Origin of the sequence: Arthrobacter sp. GCM10027362, assembly GCF_042679445.1 — a bacterium.
GTDB lineage: Bacteria > Actinomycetota > Actinomycetes > Actinomycetales > Micrococcaceae > Crystallibacter.
On sequence record NZ_JBHTML010000044.1, the window covers coordinates 1 to 25,359 of the forward strand.

The 25,359-nt window shown below is 68.7% G+C and carries 23 protein-coding genes and 1 tRNA gene; 6 read left to right on the forward strand and 18 right to left on the reverse strand.

Going from position 1 to position 25,359, the window contains the following annotated elements:
* On the forward strand, positions 1-1,018 hold a 1,018-nt coding region (locus tag ACFQ36_RS08895), incomplete at its 5' end, for a PASTA domain-containing protein (protein ID WP_377012718.1).
* A 45-nt stretch (positions 1,019-1,063) separates the two neighbouring features.
* Here the strand turns inward: ACFQ36_RS08895 and ACFQ36_RS08900 are convergent.
* Together ACFQ36_RS08900 and ACFQ36_RS08905 are read right to left on the reverse strand one after the other, a co-directional pair.
* Positions 1,064-2,425, reverse strand: a complete 1,362-nt coding sequence (locus tag ACFQ36_RS08900) for a class II 3-deoxy-7-phosphoheptulonate synthase (RefSeq protein WP_377012760.1) — start codon at positions 2,423-2,425, stop codon at positions 1,064-1,066.
* 106 nt (positions 2,426-2,531) lie between these two features.
* Positions 2,532-3,386, reverse strand: a complete 855-nt coding sequence (locus ACFQ36_RS08905) for a lysophospholipid acyltransferase family protein (protein WP_377012720.1) — start codon at positions 3,384-3,386, stop codon at positions 2,532-2,534.
* Positions 3,387-3,538: 152 nt separating this feature from the next.
* On the opposite strand from ACFQ36_RS08905, the gene ACFQ36_RS08910 reads away from it, so the two are divergent.
* Positions 3,539-4,330, forward strand: coding sequence for an alpha/beta hydrolase (locus ACFQ36_RS08910; protein ID WP_377012722.1), 792 nt, complete (start codon positions 3,539-3,541; stop codon positions 4,328-4,330).
* Positions 4,317-4,679: a hypothetical protein gene (locus ACFQ36_RS08915; RefSeq protein ID WP_377012724.1), complete on the forward strand. Its 363-nt coding sequence runs from the start codon at positions 4,317-4,319 to the stop codon at positions 4,677-4,679. Before ACFQ36_RS08910 ends, ACFQ36_RS08915 begins: the two co-directional genes overlap by 14 nt.
* Positions 4,680-4,797: 118 nt before the next feature.
* On the opposite strand, the gene ACFQ36_RS08920 is transcribed toward ACFQ36_RS08915, so the two are convergent.
* The gene (locus tag ACFQ36_RS08920) at positions 4,798-5,850 is read right to left on the reverse strand and encodes an ROK family protein (RefSeq protein WP_377012726.1); all 1,053 of its coding nucleotides are present in this window, start codon (positions 5,848-5,850) and stop codon (positions 4,798-4,800) included.
* A 122-nt stretch (positions 5,851-5,972) separates the two neighbouring features.
* Between ACFQ36_RS08920 and ACFQ36_RS08925 the strand changes: the two genes are divergently transcribed.
* Positions 5,973-7,817 (forward strand): AMP-dependent synthetase/ligase, encoded by a 1,845-nt coding sequence (locus tag ACFQ36_RS08925; protein WP_377012728.1) that lies wholly within the window; start codon positions 5,973-5,975, stop codon positions 7,815-7,817.
* A gap of 29 nt (positions 7,818-7,846) precedes the next feature.
* Here the strand turns inward: ACFQ36_RS08925 and ACFQ36_RS08930 are convergent, their stop codons facing one another.
* Positions 7,847-9,265, reverse strand: a complete 1,419-nt coding sequence (locus ACFQ36_RS08930; RefSeq protein WP_377012730.1) for a mycothione reductase — start codon at positions 9,263-9,265, stop codon at positions 7,847-7,849.
* A 76-nt stretch (positions 9,266-9,341) separates the two neighbouring features.
* Positions 9,342-12,782 carry a pyruvate carboxylase gene (locus tag ACFQ36_RS08935; RefSeq protein ID WP_377012732.1) on the reverse strand — a complete coding sequence of 1,147 codons (3,441 nt, stop codon included), beginning with the start codon at positions 12,780-12,782 and terminating at the stop codon, positions 9,342-9,344.
* 249 nt (positions 12,783-13,031) lie between these two features.
* Here ACFQ36_RS08935 and ACFQ36_RS08940 point away from each other — a divergent pair, with 249 nt between their 5' ends.
* A complete protein-coding gene (locus ACFQ36_RS08940) occupies positions 13,032-13,913 on the forward strand; it encodes a ParA family protein (RefSeq protein WP_377012734.1) in 882 nt (293 codons plus the stop codon).
* Between the two features lie 156 nt (positions 13,914-14,069).
* Here the strand turns inward: ACFQ36_RS08940 and ACFQ36_RS08945 are convergent, their stop codons facing one another.
* From ACFQ36_RS08945 to gcvH, 5 genes are all read right to left on the reverse strand, one after another.
* The gene (locus tag ACFQ36_RS08945; protein WP_377012735.1) at positions 14,070-14,663 is read right to left on the reverse strand and encodes a MerR family transcriptional regulator; all 594 of its coding nucleotides are present in this window, start codon (positions 14,661-14,663) and stop codon (positions 14,070-14,072) included.
* A gap of 258 nt (positions 14,664-14,921) precedes the next feature.
* Positions 14,922-15,419 (reverse strand): bifunctional nuclease family protein, encoded by a 498-nt coding sequence (locus ACFQ36_RS08950; protein WP_377012737.1) that lies wholly within the window; start codon positions 15,417-15,419, stop codon positions 14,922-14,924.
* Between the two features lie 11 nt (positions 15,420-15,430).
* The gene (locus tag ACFQ36_RS08955) at positions 15,431-16,150 is read right to left on the reverse strand and encodes a MerR family transcriptional regulator (RefSeq protein WP_377012763.1); all 720 of its coding nucleotides are present in this window, start codon (positions 16,148-16,150) and stop codon (positions 15,431-15,433) included.
* Positions 16,151-16,183: 33 nt separating this feature from the next.
* Positions 16,184-16,660, reverse strand: coding sequence for an FHA domain-containing protein (locus ACFQ36_RS08960; protein WP_377012739.1), 477 nt, complete (start codon positions 16,658-16,660; stop codon positions 16,184-16,186).
* 89 nt (positions 16,661-16,749) lie between these two features.
* A complete protein-coding gene (gcvH, locus tag ACFQ36_RS08965) occupies positions 16,750-17,136 on the reverse strand; it encodes a glycine cleavage system protein GcvH (RefSeq protein WP_377012741.1) in 387 nt (128 codons plus the stop codon).
* Between the two features lie 111 nt (positions 17,137-17,247).
* Here gcvH and ACFQ36_RS08970 point away from each other — a divergent pair, with 111 nt between their 5' ends.
* Positions 17,248-17,877 carry a hypothetical protein gene (locus tag ACFQ36_RS08970; RefSeq protein WP_377012743.1) on the forward strand — a complete coding sequence of 210 codons (630 nt, stop codon included), beginning with the start codon at positions 17,248-17,250 and terminating at the stop codon, positions 17,875-17,877.
* Positions 17,878-17,952: 75 nt separating this feature from the next.
* Here the strand turns inward: ACFQ36_RS08970 and ACFQ36_RS08975 are convergent.
* From ACFQ36_RS08975 to ACFQ36_RS09010, 8 genes are all read right to left on the reverse strand, one after another.
* Positions 17,953-18,026 (reverse strand) — tRNA-Pro (locus tag ACFQ36_RS08975).
* A gap of 124 nt (positions 18,027-18,150) precedes the next feature.
* Positions 18,151-19,701 carry a ribosome biogenesis GTPase Der gene (gene der / locus ACFQ36_RS08980; RefSeq protein WP_377012745.1) on the reverse strand — a complete coding sequence of 517 codons (1,551 nt, stop codon included), beginning with the start codon at positions 19,699-19,701 and terminating at the stop codon, positions 18,151-18,153.
* Between the two features lie 31 nt (positions 19,702-19,732).
* Positions 19,733-20,437 carry a (d)CMP kinase gene (gene cmk, locus ACFQ36_RS08985; RefSeq protein WP_377012747.1) on the reverse strand — a complete coding sequence of 235 codons (705 nt, stop codon included), beginning with the start codon at positions 20,435-20,437 and terminating at the stop codon, positions 19,733-19,735.
* Complete coding sequence (locus tag ACFQ36_RS08990; RefSeq protein ID WP_377012749.1) at positions 20,434-21,561, reverse strand: prephenate dehydrogenase; 1,128 nt, start codon at positions 21,559-21,561, stop codon at positions 20,434-20,436. Before ACFQ36_RS08990 ends, cmk begins: the two co-directional genes overlap by 4 nt.
* A gap of 9 nt (positions 21,562-21,570) precedes the next feature.
* Entirely contained in the window at positions 21,571-22,683 is a 1,113-nt protein-coding gene (locus tag ACFQ36_RS08995) for a pseudouridine synthase (protein WP_377012751.1), read from the reverse strand.
* Between the two features lie 43 nt (positions 22,684-22,726).
* Positions 22,727-23,377, reverse strand: a complete 651-nt coding sequence (locus tag ACFQ36_RS09000) for an SMC-Scp complex subunit ScpB (RefSeq protein ID WP_377012753.1) — start codon at positions 23,375-23,377, stop codon at positions 22,727-22,729.
* The gene (locus ACFQ36_RS09005) at positions 23,374-24,276 is read right to left on the reverse strand and encodes a segregation and condensation protein A (RefSeq protein WP_377012756.1); all 903 of its coding nucleotides are present in this window, start codon (positions 24,274-24,276) and stop codon (positions 23,374-23,376) included. Before ACFQ36_RS09005 ends, ACFQ36_RS09000 begins: the two co-directional genes overlap by 4 nt.
* Positions 24,276-25,163, reverse strand: coding sequence for a ParA family protein (locus tag ACFQ36_RS09010; protein WP_377012758.1), 888 nt, complete (start codon positions 25,161-25,163; stop codon positions 24,276-24,278). The genes ACFQ36_RS09005 and ACFQ36_RS09010 overlap by 1 nt, the downstream gene beginning before the upstream one ends.
* Positions 25,164-25,359 lie beyond the last annotated feature (196 nt).

Genomic DNA, 25,359 nt, shown 5'->3' on the forward strand with positions numbered 1-25,359 from the left:
CCCCGGCGAGGCACCGCACGCCGGAGCCCTGACCAAGCGGCAGGCGCGGGCCTGGGAACGGGAACGGGAACGCCGGGCGCAGCGCCCCGCCGTGGCACTGCGACCGGGCAACCGCCGCCGCCGGGGCATCATCTGGGCCGTCCTGCTGGCCATCCTGGCAGCACTGGTCGCCGGGGCGGGCTGGTTCTTCGGAATGGGCCCCGGGGCACCAATAACCGTTCCGGATGTCACCGGCAGATCCGCCGCGGATGCCCAGTCCCTGCTGCGGCAGCGGGGACTGGACCTGCGGCTGAACGAGGTTTTCGACGAGGAAATCGAGCGCGGACTGGCCGTCGGGACCATTCCCGCCCCGCCGGCCAAGGTCCGTTGGTTCCAGCCGGTCACCCTGATCGTATCCAAGGGGCCCGAACTCTTTGACGTGCCCGACCTGCTGGGCCTGACCGCGGACCAGGCGCGCGCCAAGCTCAAGGAGGCCAACCTGGCCGCCGGCCGGATCAGCAGTGAATACAGCAACTCCGTTCCGGCCGGCCTGATTATTGCCCAGGATCCTGCCGCCGGCGAACAGCTGCGCCGCGGCAGCACGATCGACCTGACCGCCTCCAGCGGCCCCGAACCGTTCAACGTACCCGACGTGCGGGGCAGGACGGTGGAGGATGCGACCGCGGAACTGCAACAGGCAGGCCTGCAGGTGAGGATTGCCGAAGAGCGCGTCTTCGACCGCGAGGTCGAGGCCGGCGACGTCGTCGCGCAATCACCCTCCGAGGGCACGGTGGTGCCCGGAGACACGGTGACACTGACCTTGTCCCTGGGTCCGCGCATGGTCGAGGTTCCCGACGTTGTCGGCCAACGGATCAGCAAGGCCCGGCAAATTTTGGAAAACCTGGGCTTCGACGTTGAAGTACGCAACTTCTTCTTCGGCGAGGACGAGAACGAGGACGCCACCGTCCGGTCCCAGGACCCCAAGGGCGGCACAGCACCCGAAGGCAGCACCGTCACCCTCAGGGTCTTCTCGTTCTAGGGTGGGCGCTCCCGGAGAGAAACGGCCGGGGCCGCCGCTGAACGCTCAGGCGCCCTTGCGCGACAGGGCCCCGGCCACCAGGAAGGCCATCTCCAGCGACTGCATGTGGTTCAGCCGGGGATCGCAGACCGATTCGTAGCGGTCCAGGAACGCTTCCTGGCCGACCGGGTCCGCCCCGCCGAGGCATTCGGCAACGTCGTCCCCGGTCATCTCCACGTGCAGCCCGCCCGGGAAAGTGCCCAGGCCCTTGTGCACCTCGAAGAAGCCGCGGACCTCGTCGATCACGTCATCGAAGTTGCGCGTCTTGTAGCCGTTCGGCGAGGTGACGGTGTTCCCGTGCATCGGGTCCGTCACCCAGAGCACCTGTGCGCCGCTGGCGGTGACCTTCTCCACCAGGTCGGGCAGCTTCTCCCGGATATTCCGGGCACCCATCCGGGTGATGAAGGTCAGCCGGCCCGGCTCGCGCTCCGGATCCAGCTTCTCGATCAGGCGCAGGGCATCATCGGCGCTGCTGGTCGGCCCCAGCTTGACCCCGATGGGATTGCGCACGCGCGAGAGGAAATCCACATGCGCCCCGTCCAGCTGGCGGGTCCGTTCGCCGATCCACAGGAAGTGGCCGGAGGTGTCGTACGGCAGGCCGGTGCGGGAATCGATCCGGGTCAACGCCCGCTCGTAGTCGAGCACCAGGGCTTCGTGGCTGGCGAAGAATTCCACCCGCTTGAGCGCATCGAAGTCCGCGCCGCAGGCGTCCATGAATTTGACCGCGCGGTCGATCTCGCGGGCCAGGGACTCATATCGGGAATGCGCCGGGTTGGCCATGAAGCCCTTGTTCCAGTGGTGGACCAGACGCAGGTCGGCGAAGCCGCCCTGCGTGAACGCGCGGATGAGGTTGAGCGTGGACGCGGAGGTGTGGTAGGCGCGCACCATCCGCGAGGCGTCGTGGGCACGCGATTCGGGCGTGAAGTCATAGCCGTTGACCATGTCGCCGCGGTATGCCGGCAGCGTCACGCCGTCCCGGGTTTCGTCATTCGACGAGCGCGGCTTGGCAAACTGGCCGGCCATCCGCCCCATCTTGACCACCGGCAGCGAAGCGCCGTAGGTGAGGACCACGGCCATCTGCAGGATGGTACGCACGCGGGCGCTGATCTTGTCCGCGGTGGCGCCGTCGAAGGTTTCGGCGCAGTCACCGCCCTGCAGCAGGAACGCCTTGCCTTGGGCTGCCGCGGCCAGCCGTTCGCGGAGCAGGTCCACCTCGCCGGCGAACACCAGCGGAGGCAGGGCGGCGAGTTCGGCCACGGAGGACTGGAAGACTTCGCTGTCCGCCCATGTCGGCTGCTGGACTGCCGGCAGGCCGCGCCAGGCGTCGAGGCCCGGATAGCCCGCGGCGCTGGGGATCGGTCCGGACATGGCTGTGGTTACAGAAAGGTCGGTCACCTCTTAATGCTAGACCCAAGGACGGACCGGATCCGTCGAACCCGTAACGCTGCCGCCCGATGTTGTCACATTCGGGCTGTCACTTCCCGGCGGCCGGACCCGGTGTTCCGCCACTTCCGCCGGTTTCCGTGATGGCGCCCGGAGCCTTGGCCCGGGGCGCGGTTTCGGGCGGCTCCATGCTGATCCGCGTGCTGATCTGCACCGCGTCGCGGGCACGCTGCTGCTGCACCGTGCGGCCGGTCTTTCCGGCCCTGCGCGCGGCCAGCTGCGCCTTCACGGTGGACGCGTAGACGTCCACATATTCCTGGCCGGACAGGCGCATGATCTCGTACATGATCTCGTCGGTGACCGCACGCTGCACGAACCGGTCCTCTGCCAAGCCGTGGTACCGGGAGAAATCCAGCGGCTTGCCGATGATCGTGCCCACCCGGCGGATGTTTGGAATCCGCCGGCCGATCGGCTGCACCTTGTCGGTGCCGATCATCGCCACCGGGATCACCGGCACGCCTGTGCTCAGCGCCAACTTCGCGACGCCGGTCTTGCCCCGATAGAGCCGGCCGTCGGGGCTGCGGGTGCCCTCCGGATAGATCCCCAGCAATCCGCCGGCGGCAAGTGCATCCGCGCCGGCAAGCAGGGAATCGGCCGAGGCCGTGCCGCCGGAGCGGTCCATCGGCAGCTGGTTGGTCAGGCGGAAGAACGCCGCGGTGAGCCGGCCCTTGATGCCCTTGCCGGTGAAATACTCCGACTTGGCCAGGAAGACCACCGGCCGTGGCACCGCCAGCGGCAGGAAGATCGAGTCCGAGAAGGACAGGTGGTTGCTGGCCAGAATGGCCGGACCGGTCACCGGGATGTGGTCCAGCCCCTTGGTCCAGGGCCGGAACAGCAGTCGGACAATCGGCCCAACGAAGATGGTCTTCATTACCCAATAGAACACGTCAGGCCTTCCGGTTCCGCCTGCGGCGCGCAGGTCGCATTTTCATACGAGACTGGTCCATGGAGACTTTACTCCAGGAAGGTGCCGGATCCGCCGGAAAGCAGCCGCCTGCGGCGTAGTCGCACGGCGCCGCCGGATGACACGATAGAGGCATGACATCCATCCAGCCTGCCCGGACCGGCGCCGGCGACAGCAGCCGCCACGGCGGGATCGGCGTCGTGCTCGGGCACGGCTTCACCGGCTCTCCGCACAGCATCCGCGGCTGGGCCGACTACCTCTCGGCGCAGGGCTTTGCCGTGGCCCTGCCGCTGCTGCCCGGCCACGGCACCCGATGGCAGGACCTCGCGCGTACCGGCTGGCTTCAGTGGTACGGCGCCTACGAGCGGGCCTGGGACGAGTTGGCCGGCGAGCACGCCGCCGTCTTTGCCGCAGGCTTGTCCATGGGCGGGACCCTGGCGCTGCGGCTGGCCTCGCGCCGGCCCGTGGCGGGCGTCGCCGTCGTCAATCCGGCACTCAGCATTGCCGATCCGGCAGCCCGTTACGCCGGGCTGCTCAGATACGCGATCCGGAGCGTGAAGGCCATTGGCAATGACATCAAGCGCCCCGGCGTGGAGGAACAGGCGTATCCGCGTACCCCGGTGGCAGCCGTGCACCAGCTGCGCCGGCTGATCGCCGATACCGCCGCATCGCTGCCGGCCGTCACCGCCCCGACCCTGGTCTTCCGGTCCGCGGTGGACCATGTGGTCCCGGACTCCAGCGTGGAACTGATCCGCCACCGGATCGGCAGCGACCAGATGGAGGTGGTTCCGCTGCCGGACAGCTTCCACGTGGCCACACTGGACAACGACGCCGAAACCATCTTTGCCCGGACGGCAGGCTTTATGGCCGCACACGGCCTGGACCGCGGCGCGGCCGCAGAGAGGACCGGAGATGACCGAGCCTGACCGGTCCCGGGAAGAGGCCGAGTGGCTGGACCTGGTGGCGCGGCTGGAATCCACGGACAGCGAACCGAGCCCGGAGTCCGGCCCGCGGGACTACACGGCCGCCGAGGACGACGGCGGGTTCGTGCCGCCGGAGCCGGCGCCGCTGGGTTCCGGGGAGCCGCTGGTGGTGCTGGCCTGGCTGGGCGTGGCCGGCGGCCCGGTGGGACTGCTGCTGATTGCCATGTTCTGGCGCGACGCCCCGATGGCCCTCGTGCTGGGCATCATCGCGGCCGTCATTGCGGGTGCCGGTTACCTGATCTCCCGCCTGCCCGCCGAGCGGGACGACCACGACGACGGCGCGCAAGTCTAGAGATTGGGGCGCTCCCGCAGTGTCGCTGACGCGCCACGACGGGGCCCCCGCGCCCCACTCTAGCGGGGCCATCCCGCAGTGTCGCTGACGCGCCACGACGGGGCCCCCGCGCCCCACTCTAGCGGGGCCATCCCGCCCCATTCCGGCCCTGCCGGGACAGGTCCGCGGCGCCGACCATCCCGGCCTTCGGGCCCAGCACGGCGAGCCGGATGGGTGCGGCCGGGCGGAAGCCGCGGCCGGTCAGATTGCGGGCGAAGGCGTGCCGGGCCGGCCCCAGCAGCAGCTCACCTGCCTCGCACAGGCCGCCGCCGACCACGAACATGCCCGGATCCAGCGCGGCGGCGAGGTTCGCCAGCCCGATGCCCAGCCATTCGCCGGCGTCCTCAAGCAGGTCCCGGCTGGCGGCATGGCCGGCGAGCGCCAGGCGGGTCACCAGCGCCCCGGTGATGCCCTCGATGCGCCCACCGGCCGCACGCAGCCACTCCAGGGACACCGGGGAATGCGCCGCCGCCAGCTCGCGGGCTTCCCGGCCCAGGGCATTGCCGGAAGCGTACTGCTCCCAGCAGCCGCGGTTGCCGCACTCGCAGCGGTGGCCGTGGGGCACCAGGATCTGGTGGCCGAATTCCCCCGCCACGCCCCAGTTGCCACGCTCGATCCGGCCGTCGATGATCATCGCACCGCCGATCCCGGTACCCAGGGTGATGCAGACCAGCCGGCGCTGGCCCCGGCCGGCGCCGAAACGCCATTCGGCCCAAGCCGCGGCATCGGCGTCGTTGGCCACCAGCACGCGCCGGCCGAGCAGCACCTGGAGGTTGGCCCGCAGCGGTTCATGCCGCCAGGCCAGGTGGGGGCTGAACAGGACGGTGCCGCCGCCCAGGTCGATCCAGCCCGCGGCGCCGACCCCCACCGAACCGATCCGGTAATGGTCCGCGAGGCCGCGGACCAGTTCCGCGATGACCTGCTCCACTGCGCGCGGATCGTCTCCCGGGGTGGCGCGCGTGTCCTCGGCCAGCACCTGCCCCTCGCCGTCGACGACCCCGGCCGCGACCTTGGTACCGCCGATGTCCACCCCGATGGCCCGGCCTCGGGCCGCCGGGGCCCCCCGCACGGCCCGGTGGTCCAGCACGGCGGGTATCCGCCGGCGCCTGCGGCGGGAAGATCCTTTGTCCATCACACCCACCCCAGGGAGTTTTACGTTACCGATTCGTTCATTATCCTGCGCATCCGGCCGCGGATTTGCCTATACGCTAGGGGCAACCCTTCCGGGGAGATGCCGAGAGCGAAGGAGCTGACGTGCGCGAATACAGCGTACCCGTGATGGTCGAAATCGAGCGGACGTCCAACATCACCGGCCTGCTCACCCGGCAGGCCGGGCTCGCCTCCAACCCGGTGCTCTTCTCCCGCCGGGACAGCCGGGGCGCCTGGCAGGACATCAGGGCCACCGAATTCCTCGCCGACGTCACCTCCCTGGCCAAGGGACTGGTGGCCAGCGGCATTGCGGCCGGGGACAGGATCGGCATCATGGCCCGCACCCGGTACGAGTGGAGCCTGGTGGATTTTGCCATCTGGTTTGCCGGCGCCGTCCCCGTCCCCATCTACGAAACCTCCTCCCCCGCCCAGGTGGCGTGGGTCTTGGGCGATTCCGGTGCCGTCGGGGCTTTCGCGGAGGATGCCGCCCATGAGCAGGGGATCCGGGAAGCGGTCCGCGGCGCAGGGCTGGATGCCCTGCGCCATGTCTGGCAACTGGACGGCAGGACCCTCGATGCCCTGCGCGACGCAGGCGTGAACGTGGCGGACACGGTCATCGACGAACGGCGCAGCCTGGCCGCCCTCGAGGACCTGGCCACCATTATCTATACCTCGGGCACCACGGGCCGGCCCAAAGGCTGCGAGCTGACGCACGGCAACTTCGTGGAGCTGGCCCTCAACGCAGCGGCGGCGCTGCCCGAGGTGGCCCACGAGGGTGCGCGGACCATCATGTTCCTGCCGCTGGCCCATGTCTTCGCGCGTTTCATCTCCGTGCTCTGCGTCGCCTGCGGGGCCACCGTGGCCCATACGCCGGATGTGAAGAACCTGCTGCCGGATCTGCAGAGCTTCCGGCCGTCCTTCATCCTGGCGGTGCCGCGGGTATTCGAGAAGGTCTACAACAATTCCATGCTCAAGGCCGAGGACGCGGGCAAGGGCAGGATCTTCCACGCAGCGGCGGACACCGCCGTCGCCTGGTCCAGGGCCATGGAATCCGGCAAGGTCCCCTTGCTGCTGGAACTCAGGCACCGGCTCTTCGACAAGCTCGTCTACCGCAAGATCCGCGCGGCCATGGGCGGGCAGGTGAGGTACGCCGTCTCCGGGGGCGCTCCCTTGGGCGAACGCCTCGGACACTTCTTCCACGGCGTCGGGATGCTGGTCCTGGAAGGCTACGGGCTGACCGAGACCACCGCCCCGGTCTCGGTCAACACCCCGAAGCTGGTGAAGATCGGCACCGTGGGGGCCCCGCTGCCGGGCAATGCGGTACGGATCGCCGACGACGGCGAAATCCTGGTCAAGGGCGTCTGCGTGCTGCGCGGCTACTACAACCGCCCGGACCTGACCGCCGACGCCTTCGCGGACGGCTGGTTCCGTACCGGGGACCTGGGCGAACTGGACGCGGACGGCTTCCTGCGGATCACCGGGCGCAAAAAGGAAATCATCGTCACGGCGGCCGGCAAGAACGTGGTTCCGGCCATGCTGGAGGACCGGATCCGGGCCAACCCACTGGTCTCGCAGTGCGTGGTGGTCGGCGACCAGCGGCCCTTCGTCTCGGCGCTGATCAGTCTGGACGAGGAAGCCCTGCCGGGCTGGCTCCGGCGCCACGGCCTGCCCGCCGATACCGGAGTGGCCGAAGCCGCCGCGCTCAAGCCGGTGCTGGCCGAACTGCAGTCCGTGGTGGACGAAGCCAACCAGGCTGTCTCCCAGGCCGAGGCGATCAAGGCCTTCCGGGTGGTCTCCGCGGACTTCACTGAGGCCTCCGGGCACCTGACCCCGTCGCTGAAAATCAAGCGGGCCCAGGTGCTGCAGGACTACGCCGCCCTGGTGGACGAGATCTATCGCCTTGCGGCCTCCCACCGCTCGCAGGCTCGCGGCGGGGCCCTCGACCGCTAGCTTGGTGCCCCGGCCGGTCCAGCGCCGGACTAGGGCGCCTCCACGTCGAGGGACAACAGGGCGTTCTCGACCACCTCGGTCAGCGCAGGGTGGATCCAGTACTGGCCGCGCGCCATGCTGCGCACGTCCAGCCCGAAGGCCATCGCCTGGATCAGCGGCTGGATCAGCGTCGCGGCCTCATGCCCCATGATGTGGGCGCCCAGCAGCCGGCCCGAGGCCTTCTCCGCCACCAGCTTGACGAAACCTTCGGTGTCTTCCATCGCCCATCCATAGGCCGTGGAGCCGTAATCCTGGACGGCGGTGGCAATATCCACGCCGCGGGCGGCGGCATCCGCGCGGGCAGCCTGTTCGGTCAGGCCCACGCTGGCGATCTGCGGCCGGGTGAAGACCGCCGAGGGAACGAACCGGTGGTCACTGGCACGCAGGTCCTCCGGATGCTCCAGGTTGTGTGCCACCACGCGGGCCTCGTGGTTGGCCACGTGCTTGAGTTGGAACCTGTTGCTGATATCGCCCAGGGCCCAGACGCCGTCCACCGGCCGGCTGTCGGACAGCACGCGCTGGTACCCGTCCACGGCGAGCCGGCCGTCCGGCTCCAGGTCGAAGCCGGCCGCGGCCGGATCCAGCGTGTCGGTGTTCGGCACCCTGCCGATGGCCACCAGGACGATGTCGGCCTCCACCGATCCTGCGGCAGCGCCCTGCGCCGTGTCGAAGAGGGCGCGCACCCCGCCGCCGTGTTCCTCGATGCCTGCCAGGTTCCAGCCGAGCCTGACGTCCCAGGAACGGGCCGCGGCCTCGCTGAAACGTTCGGATACCAAGGCATCCTCGGACTTCAGCAGCGGCGCCGACCTGTTGACCTGCGTGACCCGGGCCCCGAGGCCGGAGAACATGGCCGCGAATTCGGCGGCAACGAAGCCGCCGCCGACCACCAGCACCCGCTCCGGCAGTTCCGCCAGGCGCATCACGGTATCCGAGGTGTGCACCTGCGGCAGGCCGATCCCCGGTACCTGCGGCAGCGCGGCACGGGAACCGGCGGCGATGACGATCTGCCCGGCCTCGACGGTTTCACCGGCGGCGGTCAGCAGGGTCTTCGGGCCGGTGAAGCGGGCATAGTCCTGGTACAAGGTGACGTTGTCCAGTTCCACGTCCCGGTAACGCCGACCGGCCTCGGAGATGGCATCAATGCGGCCGAAGATCCGGTCCCGCATCTGCTGCCAGTGCACCCGGTCCAGGCTCAGGTCCACGCCCAGCCGTCCCGCCTGCCCGGCGGAAGCCGCCAGCTCGGACGGATAGACGAACATCTTGGTGGGGATGCAACCGACGTTCAGGCAGGTGCCGCCGAAGGTTCCGCCGTCGATAAGGGCGACCTTCCTGTTGTCCCAGTACGGGGTAATCAGCGAATTGCCGGAGCCGGAACCGATGATGGCCAGATCATAGTAAGTCACAGCCATCCAGTGTACGGGGCAGGACGGGGCGGCAGGCTGCCGCAACCTGCGCAACAGCCTGCCGCCCTGCCCGGGGCCGCAGTTACCCCTCCTGCAGCGGGCCGATCACGACCAGCAGGTCCCCGCCCTGGACCTGCTCCACGGCGGAGATGGCCAGGCGCGAGACGGTGCCGCCCACCGGGGTGGTGATGGCCGCTTCCATCTTCATGGCTTCGATGGTCGCCACCGTGTCGCCGGCCTTGACCGTGTCGCCCACCTTGACGGTCACGGTGACGGCGCCGGCGAAGGGGGCGGCCACGTGGCCGGGCTGGTTCGGGTCCGCCTTTTCGGCAACCTTGACGTCGGATTCGACCGAGCGATCCCGGACCGTGACGTTGCGCTGCTGCCCGTTGAGCGTGCACACCACGGTGCGCATGCCCTTCTCGTCCGGCTCGGAGACGGCCTCCAGCTTGGCGATCAGCTTCACGCCGCGTTCGAGCTGGATGGTGTGCTCGGTGTTGTGCTGCAGTCCGTAGAGGTAGTCCCTGGTGTCCAGCACGGAAACGTCCCCGTAGGTTTCCCGGGTCTTTTCGAAGTCCCGGGTGGGTCCGGCAAACAGCAGCCGGTTCAAGGTGGCCCGCCGGGAAGCCGAACCGCCCTTGAGCGCGACGGCGTCCTCCGGACCCAGTTCCTCGTCACGGACCTTCACGGTCCGGCCCTGCAGCGCCTTGGTGCGGAAGGGCTCCGGCCAGCCGCCGGGCGGGGTGCCCAGTTCGCCGCCCAGGAAGCCGATCACCGAGTCGGGGATGTCGTAGTTCTGCGGGTTCTCGGCGAAGTCCGCCGGGTCCACGTTGGAACCGACCAGGGCCAGCGCCAGGTCCCCGACCACCTTGGAGGACGGGGTGACCTTGACCAGCCGGCCGAGCATCCGGTCCGCGGCCGCGTACATGTTCTCGATGTCCTCGAACCGCTCCCCCAGGCCCAGCGCCATGGCCTGCTGGCGCAGGTTGGACAGCTGTCCGCCGGGGATTTCGTGCAGGTAGACCCGGCCGGTGGGGCCGGGCAGCCCGGACTCGAACGGAGCGTAGACCCGGCGCACCGCCTCCCAGTAGGGCTCCAGCGAGGACACCGCGTCCAGGTCCAGGCCGGTGTCGCGCTCGGTGTGGGCCAGCGCAGCCACCAGGGCCGACGCTGAGGGCTGGCTGGTGGTCCCGGCCATGGAGGCGCTGGCGGTGTCGACGGCGTCGACCCCCGCCTCGACCGCGGCCGGCAGGGTGGCCAGCTGGCCGCCGGCGGTGTCGTGGGTGTGCAGGTGCACCGGCAGGTCGAACCGTTCGCGCAGCGCCGCCACCAGTTTGGCCGCGGCCGCCGGGCGCAGCAGCCCGGCCATGTCCTTGATCGCCAGGATGTGCGCCCCGGCGTCGACGATCTGCTGCGCCAGGTTCAGGTAGTAGTCCAGCGTGTACAGCGTCTCGGCCGGATCCAGCAGGTCGCCGGTGTAGCACAGGGCCACCTCCGCCACGGCGGTGCCGGTCTCGCGCACCGCCCGGATGGCCGGTTCCATCTGGGACACGTCGTTGAGCGCATCGAAGATGCGGAAGATGTCGATGCCGGTTTCGGCCGCCTCCTTCACGAAGGCGGTGGTGACCTCCTCCGGGTACGGGGTGTAGCCGACCGTGTTGCGTCCGCGCAGCAGCATCTGCAGGCAGATGTTGGGGATCGCCTGGCGCAGGGCCGCCAGCCGCTCCCACGGGTCCTCGCCCAGGAAACGCAGCGCGACGTCGTAGGTGGCACCGCCCCAGGCTTCCACCGAGAACAGCTGCGGCATCAAGGTGGAAACCGCCGGGCCGGCGGCGACCAGGTCCCGGGTGCGCACCCGGGTGGCCAGCAGCGACTGGTGCGCGTCGCGGAAGGTGGTGTCGGTGACGGCCACGGACTTGCGCTCGCGCAGCGCCCTCGCGAAGCCCTCCGGGCCCAGTTCCAGCAGCTGCTGCCGGGTGCCGCCGGCCGGTACCACGGCCAGTGCCCCGGTCACCTTCGAGGCGGCCCGGGCCGCGGACGGCAGCTTGTCCGCCGGATCGGTGGCCACCGTCAGCGCCCCGTTGGGCCGGTTGACGGTCACGTCCGCCAGGTAGGTCAGCAGCTTGGTGCCGCGGTCGGCGGACACCCTGGCCTTGAGCAGCTCGGGGCGCTCGTCAATGAAGCTGGTGGCGACGTTGCCGGCCACGAACTCGGGATCCTCCAGCACCGCCTGCAGGAACGGAATATTGGTGGAAACGCCGCGGATGCGGAACTCGGCCAGGGCCCGGCGGGCACGGGCCACCGCGGTGCGGTAGTCCCGGCCCCGGCAGGTGAGCTTGACCAGCATCGAGTCGAAGTGCGGGCTGATTTCGGCGCCGGTGTAGACGGTGCCGCCGTCCAGGCGCACTCCCGCACCGCCGGCGGAGCGGTAGGCGGTGATCCTGCCGACGTCCGGGCGGAAGCCGTTGGAGGGGTCCTCGGTGGTAATGCGGGACTGCAGCGCCGCACCCTTGATGGATACGGTCTCCTGGCTCAGGCCCAGGTCGGCCAGGGACTCCCCGGCCGCGATCCGCAGCTGGGCCTGGACCAGGTCCACGTCGGTAATCTCCTCGGTGACCGTGTGCTCGACCTGGATGCGGGGGTTCATCTCGATGAACACGTGCTGGCCGGCCCGCTCGCCCACCGTGTCCACCAGGAACTCCACGGTGCCGGCATTGACGTAGCCCAGCGCCTGGGCGAACTTCACCGCGTCCGCGTACAACGCCTGGCGGATGCCCTCGTCCAGGTTCGGTGCCGGGGCAATCTCGATCACCTTCTGGTGGCGGCGCTGCAGCGAGCAGTCACGCTCGAACAGGTGCATCACGTTGCCCTGGCCGTCGGCCAGGATCTGCACCTCGATGTGGCGCGGGCGCAGCACCGCCTGCTCCAGGAAGACGGTGGGATCGCCGAAGGCGGTGTCCGCCTCGCGCATGGCCGAGGCCAGGGCCTCCGGCAGTGCCTCACGGGTGTCCACCCGGCGCATCCCGCGCCCGCCGCCGCCGGCGACGGCCTTGACGAAAATGGGGAAGCCGATCCGATCGGCTTCGGCCAGCAGCGCCTCCGTGTCCGACGACGGCGCCGAGGACTTCAGCACCGGAATCCCGGCCTTGCGGGCGGCCTCCAGGGCGTGGACCTTGTGGCCGGCCAGCTGCAGCACTTCCGCGGGCGGGCCCACGAAGGTGATTCCTGCCGCCTCCGCGGCGCGGGCCAGGTCCGGATTCTCCGAGAGGAACCCGTAGCCGGGGTAGATGGCATCCGCACCGGATTCCTTGGCCACCCGGATAATCTCGTCCACGTCCAGGTAGGCGCGCACGGGATGGCCCTCCTCGCCGATGAGGTAGGCCTCATCCGCCTTCTGGCGGTGGATGGAATTGCGGTCCTCATGCGGGAAGACCGCCACCGTCTTCGCGCCCAGCTCGTAGGCTGCACGGAACGCGCGGATGGCAATCTCGCCGCGGTTGGCCACAAGGATCTTCGAGAACATAGCGCTCCTGCGTCGTCGCGGATGAGTAAGACTGTGCTTAAGACCTTACTTAAGCCTGTGCTGCAAGTCTCAGTGACGGCCACATTAGGTGACAAGCCAGTGTTGCACAGATCACCCGGACCCAACTCCATATTACTTTGCCGCCCACACGCGCCGGGCATAACCGGGGATCCTGCGGCGGCACACCTATGATGAATACGGGAATCAGGGGCATCCCACCCCTCTGAAGGTTAGGTTTCGGTTTCAAACGTGCAAGTAGTGAGCATCAGCAGCCTCAAAGGCGGAGTCGGAAAAACTTCGGTCACCTTGGGACTTGCCTCCGCGGCCCTGGCCGCAGGCGTTCCCACCCTGGTGGTTGATCTGGATCCGCATGCCGATGCGACCACGGGCCTGGCGGTGAGGCCCTCGCGCCAAAGCGATATCGGCCAACTGCTCAGGAACGCCCGGCGCGCGGACCTGGCCGCCAATGTCGCCTCCAGCGGCTGGACGGCCTCCGCCTCGGCAGGCCACGGGCATCCGATCGGCAGGCAGGTGCTGGATGTGGCCGTCGGCTCGGCCTACACCGGCATCTATGACCGTCCGGACCTGCGCCGACGTGACCTGGGCCGCCTGGCCAGGATGCTTGGCAATGTGGAGGGCTACGCCCTGGTGCTCATCGACTGCCCGCCTTCGTTGAACGGGCTGACCCGGATGGCGTGGATGGCCAGCAACCGCGTGCTGCTGGTCGCCGAACCCAGCCTGTTCTCCGTGGCCGGTACGGAACGGACCATGCGGGCGCTGGACTTGTTCCGCGAGGAATTTGCTCCGGAGCTGGCCGCCGCCGGGGTCGTGGCCAACCGCGTCCGCGCCGGTTCGAGCGAACATATGTACCGCATGGCCGAGATGCGCTCCATGTTCGGGGAGCTGCTGCTCGAGCCCACCATCGCGGAACAGGCCAACTGGCAGCAGATCCAAGGTGCGGCCCATGCCATCCATCAATGGCCCGGAGAAGCCGCACGGCAGGCAGCCGCCGTCTTTGACGAGCTGCTCAAGCACTTCACGGACTCCGGCCGCAGGCGGCATCGCAAGTCGGCTGCGCCTGCTCCCGCCAAGGACAGCGCTACAGCCGCCGCAGCCCCGGTGGCCGGCTGAGCGCTCCACCTGGCCCGGGCACTGCGCTTGGCCCGGTACTCCACCTGGCCCGTCCGGCCCAACGGACACACGTGAGGGAGGCAGCCGGCTCCGGCTGCCTCCCTCACGTACATGAAATTGTCCGGCCTGACCTGCCTCGACCGGCCCGTCCCGGATTCAGCTGATCCGGCGGGCGGCGCGGCGGCGACTGAGCTCGTCTTCGGGAAATTCCTGCTCTCCGGCATGTTCGCTGGGCAGCTGGGCCAGACTTCCCTCGACCTCGCGCCACACCCGGCCGACGGCAATGCCGAACACGCCCTGGCCGCCCTGGACCAGGTCGATCACTTCGTCCGCCGACGTGCATTCATAGACGCTGGCGCCGTCGCTCATGAGCGTGATCTGGGCCAGGTCCTCGACGCCCCGCTCGCGCAGGTGCTCCACGGCGGTACGGATCTGCTGCAGCGAAACGCCGGTGTCCAGCAGCCGCTTGACCACCTTCAGGACCAGAATGTCCCGGAAGCCGTAAAGCCGCTGCGAACCGGAGCCGGAAGCACCGCGGACAGCGGGTTCAACCAGGCCGGTACGAGCCCAATAGTCCAGCTGACGGTAGGTAATGCCTGCAGCCTTGCACGCCGTCGGGCCACGGTAGCCGGCATCTTCATCCAGAACCGGAAGGTCCTCGGTGAACAACAATCCCTGTGCGCTGGCCGGTATGGCTGCGCCCCGGTTCATGGCGTGCGAGGACTTCCCAGCATCACCTTTAGGACTCACGTGAACCCTCCTTGTTGAAGTTCCCCCCGGGTAAGTCAGCACCGCCTGCATCAACACGGTTTGAACTAAGTGTGCTCTCAGATTTCTGCCGGTGCAATGGGAACTGTATGCTTCGACGTTAGAACGGAGGACGTCCGGGGTCAAAGAGGCTGGCACTTTTCGGCTTCGGCGTGTCGGCCAGCGTGTCACTCCCGCGGAGGGCCGGGTCCTTGACATCAAGGAAAACGACATGCACGAAACGCCTGGTCTTCGAAACCGCTACTTCTCAAAATCCTCCGGCTCGACGTCGGCCAGGAATTCACGGAACTGGCGCAACTCCTTTTCCTCGTCCTCGCCTCCGCCTTCCTCCTCGTCATCGGCCGCCTCGGCGATCTTGACCCCGGCGTCCTCCATCACTTCCTCGGCGCAGTAAATGGGGCACGGCACGCGCAGGGCCACCGCCAGCGCGTCCGAAGCCCGCGAGCTCACCGTGTTGCCCCCGTCGAAAACCAGCTCGGCATAGAAGACGGTATCCCGCACCTCGACCAGCCGGACCTCCGTCACCGTACGGCCCAATTCGCGGACGACGTCGACCAGCAGGTCGTGCGTCATGGGCCGCGGCGGCGTGATGCCCTGCTGGGCAAAGGCGATGGCGCTGGCCTCCGGAGCGCCGATCCAGATCGGAATGTGGCGTTCGCCGTCCTTTTCCTTGAGCAGGACCAGCGGCTGGTTGGAGGGCAGTTCGATGCGCACTCCCACAACCTCGACTTCGAGCATGGCTCCTCCGATCAGCGGTCCATTCTGGCAATGTCGCCATTTACCAAGGCACTGTGGAGCCTGAGGCACAGTCCGCTGATTTCCTTGGCCGTTTCGGCCGCGCGCGCCTTGGAGGCCACATCGCGTCGGGAGGCCAGCGGGGCCACGGCGCCTTCGACCAGGTCCATCTGCCGGTCCGCGGCCGCCCGGAAGCTGCGCAGGTGCCGGGGTTCGATGCCGTGGGCCTGCAGCTCCACGCAGGCCTTGACCACGCCGAGTGCGTGTTCGTCGTAGCCGGATTCCTGCTGGTGCAGGAGGCCGTAGCCGAGCAGGTCCGCCATCAGCTCCTGGCCGGCTCCCGCCTTCTCCCCCAGCTCGGCCAGGCTCCAGCTCCGGCCGCGTCCGGCAATCTCACGGGACAGCTGCTCCGAAACCACCCGGGGGGTGAGCGTCATGCCGCCGGGCAGTGCCTCCGGACGTTCGCCCCGGTCGATGGCGTCCAGGTAGTCCTTGATCACTTTCAGCGGCAGGTACTGGTCCCGCTGCAGCGCCAGCACAAAGCGCAGCCGCTCCACGTCCTGCTCGGTGTATTTACGGTAGCCGGCGGGCGTGCGCTGCGGGGAAATCAGGCCCTTCTCCTCGAGGAACCTGATTTTCGACGCGCTGATCTGGGGAAAGTCTGCGCTGAGTTCCTGCAGGACCTCCCCGATGTTGAGCACCCCGGCACGGTGTGTGTCCCGTCCGGTGCCCAGCGCACGCCGTGCCGTCTGCGAAGCAGGCACTGCCTAGTCCTGCCCCTTGGGGGCGGCAACGCCCGCGTAGTAGGTCAGGCGGAATTTGCCGATCTGGACCTCGTTGCCGGTGCGCAGCAGCAGGCTGTCCACCCGGTCATTGTTCACATAGGTCCCGTTCAGGCTGCCCGAATCCATCACCATGAAACCCTGCGGGGTGCGGCGGAATTCCGCATGCTTGCGCGAGACCGTCACATCATCCAGGAAAATGTCCGCATCCGGGTGCCGGCCGGCGGTGGTGACGTCCTGGTCGAGCAGGAAACGCGCACCCATGTTGGGGCCGCTGTGGGCGATCAACAGGGCGGAGCCGGCCGGCAGGGCGTCCACCGCCGCTTCCTCTTCTGCGGTCAGCTGACGCTTGCGGGAAGGGGCCACCGACCTCGGCGGCATACTGATGGAAGTGGTCTCCGGCGCAGGCTCGGAAGCTGCGGCGTTCCCGCCGCCTGCTGCATTATGCTCTGGCCCCACCATCAAAATGTCCTCCCCTTGGAATAGCTTGGCTTAGCGGCCCTCAGGCCCGTGACCGGCCAGGCCGACGGAAAATTCCGGCGCCGGTAAATCTAGCCTACCTGCTGTTCGTACTCGGAGGCACTGAGCAGCGAATCCACTGCGTCGGCTTCGGCCAGCCGGACCTCGATGAGCCACCCGTCGCCGTACGGATCCGAGTTGATCAACGCCGGATCGGAGTCCAGGGCCTCGTTGCGGGCCACTACTTCCCCACTCACCGGGGCATAGATGTCGCTGACGCTCTTGGTGGATTCCACCTCGCCGACAACATCGTTGGCCACGATATTGGTACCGTTCTCGGGCACCTGCACATAGACCACGTCGCCAAGGGCATCCTGGGCAAAATCGGTGATGCCGACCCGCACCACGCCATCGTCTTCCGTCGGGGCCACCCACTCGTGTTCGGCGGTGTAGTGCAGATCTGCGGGGATGTTGCTCATCAGGGGCCTTTCTCGCGCCGTTACTTCCTGCGGGTGGCGGTGGTCCGCGCCACCGCTGAAAGTATAGGCATACCGCTCCCGGCGGCGCTCGGCATCTGCCATCATTGCGGTATGAGCTTCGATGCGGGCTTCGACGAGGATTCGGGCCCTGCGCCGGGGAAGGAACGCGGAAGAACCTCCTGGCCGGCGCGGGCGGCGGTGGTGCTCCTGCTGCTGGTGCTCGTGGTGGCTGCCGGCGCCATCCTGTCCGCCATCGTGCCGGTCTGGTGGGCCACCACCATCGGCACGCAGGTGGGCGGGGACCTGAGCGCCAGCATCGTGGTGGGCATGTTCTACGGCTTCACGTTCACCCTGCTCCCGCTGCTGGTGGCATGGCAGGCACGCTTCAAGCGCGTCAGTTGGCCGTGGAAGGTCGGGATCCTCGTCGTGGCGGTGCTGCTGGCCGCACCGAACCTGCTCACTGCGGGCATCGCCCTAGGCACTTCGAACAGCGCCCACCAGGCCCAGCGGATCCTGGGCACCGAGGCCACCTGGTTTATCCCCTGGACGCTGTACTCGGCCATCGCGGCGGCACTGGTCTTCGTCGCCATCGTGGTGCTGTGGACCATGTGGCGCCGCCGCGGCCGGGCGCTCAGGACCATGCAAGCCGGGCGGGACCGTTCCCGGCCCGTCGCGGAATCCGGGCCGGACGCCCGCGGAAGCCCGCCGGATTCCCCCGGCCCCCGGCGCGGAACCCCGTAACAACGAAAAAAATACAACGAAAAAATCCGCCCCGGCACCGGGCTGCTTCCCGGTGCTGGGGCGGATTTCCGTCCGTCGGGTTGACAGGATTTGAACCTGCGACCCCTTGACCCCCAGTCAAGTGCGCTACCAAGCTGCGCCACAACCCGAAACCGCCGTCCGGACCGGCCCTTGGCCGTCCGAAGCAACTAGATAACAATAGCCGATGGGCGGGCCGATACGAAAATCGGCCCGCCCATCGGCGTGTTATTCCAGCGTGTTGTTCCGCCGGTGCTATTTCCTGCGTGGACGCTTTTCGCGCACCCGCACGCTGATCTCGATGGGGGTGCCCTCGAAGCCGAAGGTCTCGCGCAGCCGGCGGATGATGAAGCGGCGGTAGCCGGCTTCGAGGAAGCCGCTGGCGAACAGCACGAACTTCGGCGGCCGGGTCGAGGCCTGCGTGCCGAAGAGGATGCGGGGCTGCTTGCCGCCGCGCACCGGGTGCGGGTGGGCGGCGACCAATTCGCCCAGGAAGGCGTTCAGGCGCCCGGTGGGGATGCGCTTGTCCCAGGATTCCAGCGCCTTGTCCAGGGCCGGCACCAGTTTGTCCTTGTGCCAGCCGGTCTTGGCCGAAATGTTGACCCGCGGGGCCCAGTCCACGTGGGCCAGGTCCTGTTCGATCTCGCGTTCGAGGTACCGCCGGCGTTCGTCATCGATCAGGTCCCACTTGTTGAAGGCCAGCACCAGGGCCCGGCCCGAATCGATGGCCAGCTGCAGGATGCGCACGTCCTGCTCGGCGAGCACCTCGTCGGCGGCGATCAGGACGACGGCGACCTCGGCCTTCTCCAGTGCCGCCTGGGTGCGCAGCGAGGCGTAGAAGTCCGCTCCCTGCTGCAGGTGCACGCGGCGTCGGATGCCGGCGGTGTCCACGAAACGCCAGGTGCGTCCGCCCAGCTCGATCATTTCGTCCACCGGGTCGCGGGTGGTTCCGGCCAGCGGGTCCACCACCACGCGTTCGCTGCCGGCCAGCTTGTTCAGCAGCGAAGACTTGCCCACGTTCGGCCGGCCGAGCAGGGCCACCCGGCGCGGGCCGCCGGTGGGGGCGATCCCGCCGTAGGCCGAATGCTCCGGCAGCACCTCCATCACGGCATCCAGCATGTCGGCGGTGCCGCGGCCGTGCAGCGCGGAGACCGGCCAGGGCTGGCCGAAGCCCAGGGACCACAGGGACGCGGCGTCGGCCTCCTGTTTCATGTCGTCCACCTTGTTGGCCACCAGGATCACCGGCTTCTTTTTCCGCCGCAGCATCCGCACCACCGCTTCATCGGTGGCCGTGGCGCCGACGTTCGAATCCACGACGAAAAGCACGGCGTCGGCCATGTCCGCGGCAATCTCGGCCTGGTCCGCGACCCGGGCGTGGATGCCCTTGGCGCCATGTTCCCAGCCGCCGGTGTCCACCAGGGTGAACTTGCGCCCGCTCCAGGTCGCCGTGTAACTCACCCGGTCCCGGGTGACGCCGGGGGTGTCTTCGACGACGGCCTCGCGCCGGCCGAGGATGCGGTTGACCAGCGTGGACTTGCCCACGTTGGGCCGGCCGACGACCGCCAGCACCGGGTCCAGCTCAAGCGGGGCGTTTTCGTCGAATTCCTCGAACCCGCCCGCGAGCAGGGCGGCGTCCTCCTCGTCCAGGTCGTAGTCGGCCAGGCCCGCGCGCAGCGATGCAGCGCGCTGTTCGGCCTCGTCGTCGTCGATCTCCCGAAGGTGTTCGGCGATCTGGTCCTCGCCTGCGGGCTCGTACTCGTCGCTGAAAGTGTCCTCGCCGGGGTTGCCGGACCGGTTCGCGCTCATGGTGTGGATGCCCTTCTGGCTCTAGGGGGTTTCAGTGGGTGGCGCGGCGGATGACGGACAGCACCGCGTCCACGGTTTCATCGAAGTCCAGGTCGGAGGAGTCCACGGTGAATACGCCGTCGGCGGCCTCTTGGAAATTGACCACGGTGGAGTCCTTGGCGTCGCGCGCCAGCACCTGTTCCTTCAGCGCCGCGGTGCTCTGGGTTCCGCCCAACTGCAGCCCGCGGCGTCGCAGCCGGGATTCCTCGCTGGCGGTCAGCAGGATCCTCACCTCGGCGTCCGGAGCCACCACGGTAGTAATGTCCCGCCCCTCGGCGACGATCCGGCGGCCGGAATCGGCGATGATCTGCTTCTGCCGGCGGATCAGTTCGGTGCGGGCGCCCAGCGTAGTGGCCACGGCGCTGACGGCCTTGGAAATCTCCGGTTCCCGGATGGCCGAGGTGACGTCCCGGCCGCCTACGGCCACATGTTCACGGTCCGGGTCCGTACTGATGGCCAGCTGCATTTCCTCGCAGGCGATTTCGATGGCGGAGGCGTCCGCCAGGTCCACGCCGGTCTCCAGGCAGTGCCAGGTCACCGCACGGTACATCGCCCCGGTGTCCAGGTAGGCCGCGTGCAGCCGGCGCGCGGTTTCGCGGCTGACGCTGGATTTGCCCGAACCGGACGGTCCGTCGATCGCGACGACCAGGGGCTTGCCCCACCGGAACAATGACATGTCCATTTCAGCCAACTTCATTGCAGTACCTTCCATCCATGCGTGCTCAAGTAATCGACCAGTTGCTGGCGCCTGCCGGGCAGGACCGAAATTTCCACCATACCCACGTCCTGTCCGGCCGAATGGTCCAGGCGCAGGTCCTCGAGGTTGATCCCCTCCTCGCCGATTTCGGTGAGCAGGCGGGCGATCTGCCCGGGCCTGTCGTCCACCAGCACGGTCAGCCAGGCGTAGGACTGCGGCGGGGCGCCGTGCTTGCCCGGGATCCGGGCCTGGCCGGCATTGCCTTCGCTGATCAGCTGGGCCAGGTCCAGCCGCGCACCGTCGGCCTCCGGATGTTCCAGGGTATTGATCAGCCGGTTCAGGTCTTCGCGGACGCCGTGGAGGTGGCGGACCAGGCGCGGGGCGTTGGCCCCGAGGATCTGCACCCACAGGGACGGATCGGACGCGGCGATGCGGGTGACGTCGCGCAGCCCCTGGCCCGAGAGCGCGAGGGCGTGCGCCGGGGTGTCCTGCAGCCTGCTGGCCAGCAGCGAGGACATTACCTGCGGCAGGTGCGAGATCAGCGCCACGGACGCATCGTGTTCCTCGGCGGACATTTCGGAGACCACCGCGCCCAGGTCGATGGCCAGTTCGCGGGCGGTCTTGACCGCCGCCGGGGCGGCGAACTCGGACGGGCAGAGCACCCACGGCATGGAGGTGAACAGCTCGCCGCGGGCCGCGACCGGGCCGGACTTCTCGCGCCCGGCCATCGGGTGGGTGCCCACGTACCGGGCCAGGTCCTCGTCGGTCAGCGCCTGGTCCTGCCGCAGTTCGGCCAGCACTGACACCTTCACGCTGGCAATGTCGACGACGACGGCGTCCGGGTACCGGCGCAGCGCCGCGGAGACTACGCGGGCGGTCACATCCGGCGGCGAGGCGACGACGACGAGCTGCGGTGCGGTATCTTCGTCCGGCGCCAGGATGCGGCCCGCGCCGATGTCCTGGGCCACGGCCTCGGCCGAGGGCGAGGGGTCGGACAGCAGCACCTCGATGCCGCGGGCGCGCAGGCCCAGGCCGATGCTGGCGCCGAGCAGGCCGGTGCCGAGCACCAGCACCGGTCCGGCCAGGTGGGTGGCATGGTTGTTGTTGGCAGGCTGTTCTGTCATGGACACCGGCTACATCCCGACCAGGGCGAGCAGGTGGCCGACTTCGTGGCGGCCCAGGGCACGGATGCTGCCCTGGCGCTGGTTGCCCAGGCCGATCGGACCGATCTGGGTGCGCACCAGCCGCTCCACCGGGTAGCCGACGGCCTCGAACATGCGGCGGACAATGCGGTTCTTCCCCGAGTGCAGCACGACTTCCACGAGCACGTGGCCGGGCACCGAGTCCCTGAGTTTGAAGGAATCAACGGTGGCGATCCCGTCCTCCAGTTCGATCCCCTGCTTCATCCGGGCGCCGATGCCCTGCTCCATCGGACCGCGCACCTGGACCAGGTAGGTCTTGGGCACCTCGTAGGAGGGGTGGGTCAGCCGGTTGGCCAGCTCGCCGTCGTTGGTCAGCAGCAGCAGGCCCTCGGTGGCCTGGTCCAGCCGGCCGACATGGAAGAGCCGCTCGCCCTGGTGCTTCTTCAGGTAGTCGCCGATGCAGGGGCGGCCCTCGGGATCCTCCATCGTGGAGACCACGCCCTTGGGCTTGTTGAACACGAAATACTTCAGCGTCTCGTCCGTCTGGATCCGCATTCCGTCCACGTAGATGGCCGCGCGGGCCGGATCCACCCGCACACCCAGCTCGCGGACAACGACGCCGTCGACCTCCACCCGGCCGGCCTCGATCATCTCCTCGCAGACACGGCGCGAGGCCACGCCGGCGGAGGCCATGACCTTCTGCAGCCGCACGCCCTCCGGATGGTGCAGGTCGGAGGTCTCCCCGTGCCCGGTGGGCACCGGGCGGGGACGGTTGCGAACCGGTCCGAGGTTCTGTCCGAAGCGTTCCTGACCGAAGGCGCGGGGACCGGCAGGCTTGGGGGGCCGGCCCTTGCCGGGTTTGGCACCGGACTTTGAAGCACCGGACTTGGACGCGCCTGCCCTGCCCGGCTGCCCCTGGCCTGCCTTGAAGCCCTGGTCCTTGAAGTTTTGGTCCTTGCCGCCGGTCCTGCCGCCGGCCTGGCCGCCGGTTTTGCCCCCGGTCCTGCCGCCGGCGGGGGCCCCGAAGGCCTTCCCGGACTTTCGCGGCCCGTTGCCGCCGCGGGGGGTGTTGCGGCCGGAACCGGAGCGGGGCGCGTGTGTCATGGTGGATCCTCTATCAAAAGTCGGTCGTGGTGCTCTGGAAGCCTCAGGGAATCAGGTCGTCGAAGTCGCCCAGGTGTTCCAGCCCAGGCAGGTGCGGGGCCAGTTCGGGCAGCTCGGAGATGCTTCCTATACCTAATCTTTCCAGAAAATAGGAAGTGGTCCGGTACAGCACCGCCCCGGTCTGAAGATCGGTGCCCGCTTCGGCGATGAGTCCGCGCTGCAGCAGGGTGCGCACCACCGAGTCCACGTTCACCCCGCGGATGGCCGAAATCCGGGCGCGCGCCACCGGCTGGCGGTAGGCAATCACGGCAAGCGTCTCCAGTGCCGCCTGCGTGAGCCGGGCCGTGCGGTCCTCCCGGACAAAGCGGGAAACCACCGGGGCGAAATCGCTGCGGGAGAAGATCCGCCAGCCGCCGGCGACGCTGCGCAGCTCGAAGCCGCGGGGCCCGCCGGACGCCCCTGCACCCGAAGCCTCGCCGGCGGCAGCGCCTCCGTCGTACTCGGCCTGCAGCTGGTGCAGCAGCCGCTGCACCAGCGCCGTGGGCAGGCCCAGGGCGGCGGCAAGTTCGGCGTCGGTGGCCGGCTCGTCGATCACCATCAGGACCGCTTCCAGCGCTGCCTTCACGCCGCCGGGCAGGCGTTCCAGATCCGGCAGCGCCCCGTTCGTTGGGGCAGCGGCGGTCTCTTCAATCATCGGCGTCCTCCCGGCACATTGTCTTCCGGCGCCTGGCCTTCCGGTGCCTGGTCTTCGTATTCCTCGCTCAGCAGCTCGGTACTCCATGCGGCCTCCGGCCCGGTCCAGCGCACCGTCAGCTCGCCCAGCGGGGACGGCTGGTCGAAGGCCACCACGGCTTCCCGGAAAAGTTCCAGCAGGGCCAGGAAGCGTGCCACCACCACCAACGTACCCTCCGCGTCCGCGGTGAGGGCACCGAAGCTCAGCGGGCCGGCGGCGCGCAGGCGCGCGGCGACAATGCCTGCCTGTTCCTTGACGCTGACCTTGGGCGCGTGCAGGTGGGACAGGCCCACCTCGGTGGGAGCCGGCGGCCTGGGCTGCAGCGCCCTGGCCGCCAGCGCGGCGAAGTCCTGCGGCGAGGTCCGCCAGACAAGCTCGGGCAGCAGGGCCGCGAACTGCGGTTCCAGGGACACCTGCCGGGGAAAGCGCGTATCTTCCTCGGCCAGCCGGCGGCCAAGCAGCGCCGCGATCCCCTTGAACGCCTTGTATTGCAGCAGCCGGGCAAAGAGCAGGTCCCGAGCCTCGAGCAGGGCAACGTCCTCCTCGTTCTCCACTTCGCCGGCCGGCAGCAGCTTGGCCGCCTTCAGGTCCAGCAGCGTGGCGGCAATAACCAGGAATTCGCTGGCCTCGTCCAAGGCCCATTCGCCGCCGAGCCCGCGCAGCCGGCGGATATAGGAGATGAACTCGTCCGTGACCTTGGCCAGGGCGATCTCGGTGATGTCCATTTCGTGCTTGGCAATCAGGGCCAGCAGCAGATCGAACGGGCCGGTGAAATTCTCGAGTCTGACTTCGAATCCCCGTCCCGTTCCCGTCGCGGCCGGTTCCAGCGGCTCGTCCGCCACCGGCCCCGGCCCGTTCATCAGGGCGCGCCGCCGCGGCTGATCAGTTCGCGGGCCAGCTGCCGGTACGCTTCGGCTCCGGCATGGTTGGCGGCATAGGAGGTGATCGGCTCAGCCGCGACGGTGGCGTCGGCAAACTTGATGGTGCGCTTGATCACGGTCCGGAAGACCTTGTCCCCGAAGGCCTCGACCAGCCGGCCGATCACCTCTCGGCTGTGCAGCGTCCGGGCGTCGTACATGGTGGCCAGCACCCCGTCCACCTGCAGCCCGGGATTCAGCCGGTCCTGGACCTTGTCGATGGTTTCCACCAGCAGGGCCACCGCGCGCAGCGCAAAGAACTCGCAGATCAGCGGGATGATCACACCGTGGGCGGCGGTGAGCGCATTGACGGTGAGCAGGCCCAGGGACGGCTGGCAGTCGATCAGGATCACGTCGTAGTCGTCCGAGACCCGGCGCAGGGCCCGCTCCAGGACCTGTTCCCGGGCCACCTCGTTCACCAGCTGCACCTCGGCCGCGGACAGGTCGATATTGGCCGGCAGCAGGTCGATGTTCTCGAAGCCGGTGCCCAGGATGGCCTCGCGGATATTGGCCTTCCGGTCCATGAGCACGTTGTAAACGGTCATCTCCAGCTCGTGCGGGTTGGCACCCAGTCCGGCAGAGAGGGCGCCCTGGGGGTCGAAGTCCACCAGCAGCACGCGCCGGCCGGCCTCGGCCAGCGCCGCGCCGAGGTTGATGGTGGAGGTGGTCTTGCCGACGCCGCCCTTCTGGTTCACCATCGCGATCACCCGGGCAGGACCGTGGGAGGAGAGCGCGGGCGGCTCGGGGAACTCCGTCAGCGGACGGCCGGTAGGTCCCAGCACGGCTTCTTCAGGCTCCTGCAGAATGGTCGACCCCTGTTCGCTGATCACGTATTTATCCCAGCTTCCATCGTTGCGCGGCTGCTCTTCTTCCAGTCAAGATTACAGTCACCGCACGGGCATCCCGCGAATATCAGATGAACGGACGGCGAGCCTTCAGGCTCAGGTTGAACTAAAAGGTTTAGACTCCCGCACCGGCGCGCCGCTCCGGGCACACGGCGGCGGCGCATCCCGGTTCGGGTGCGCC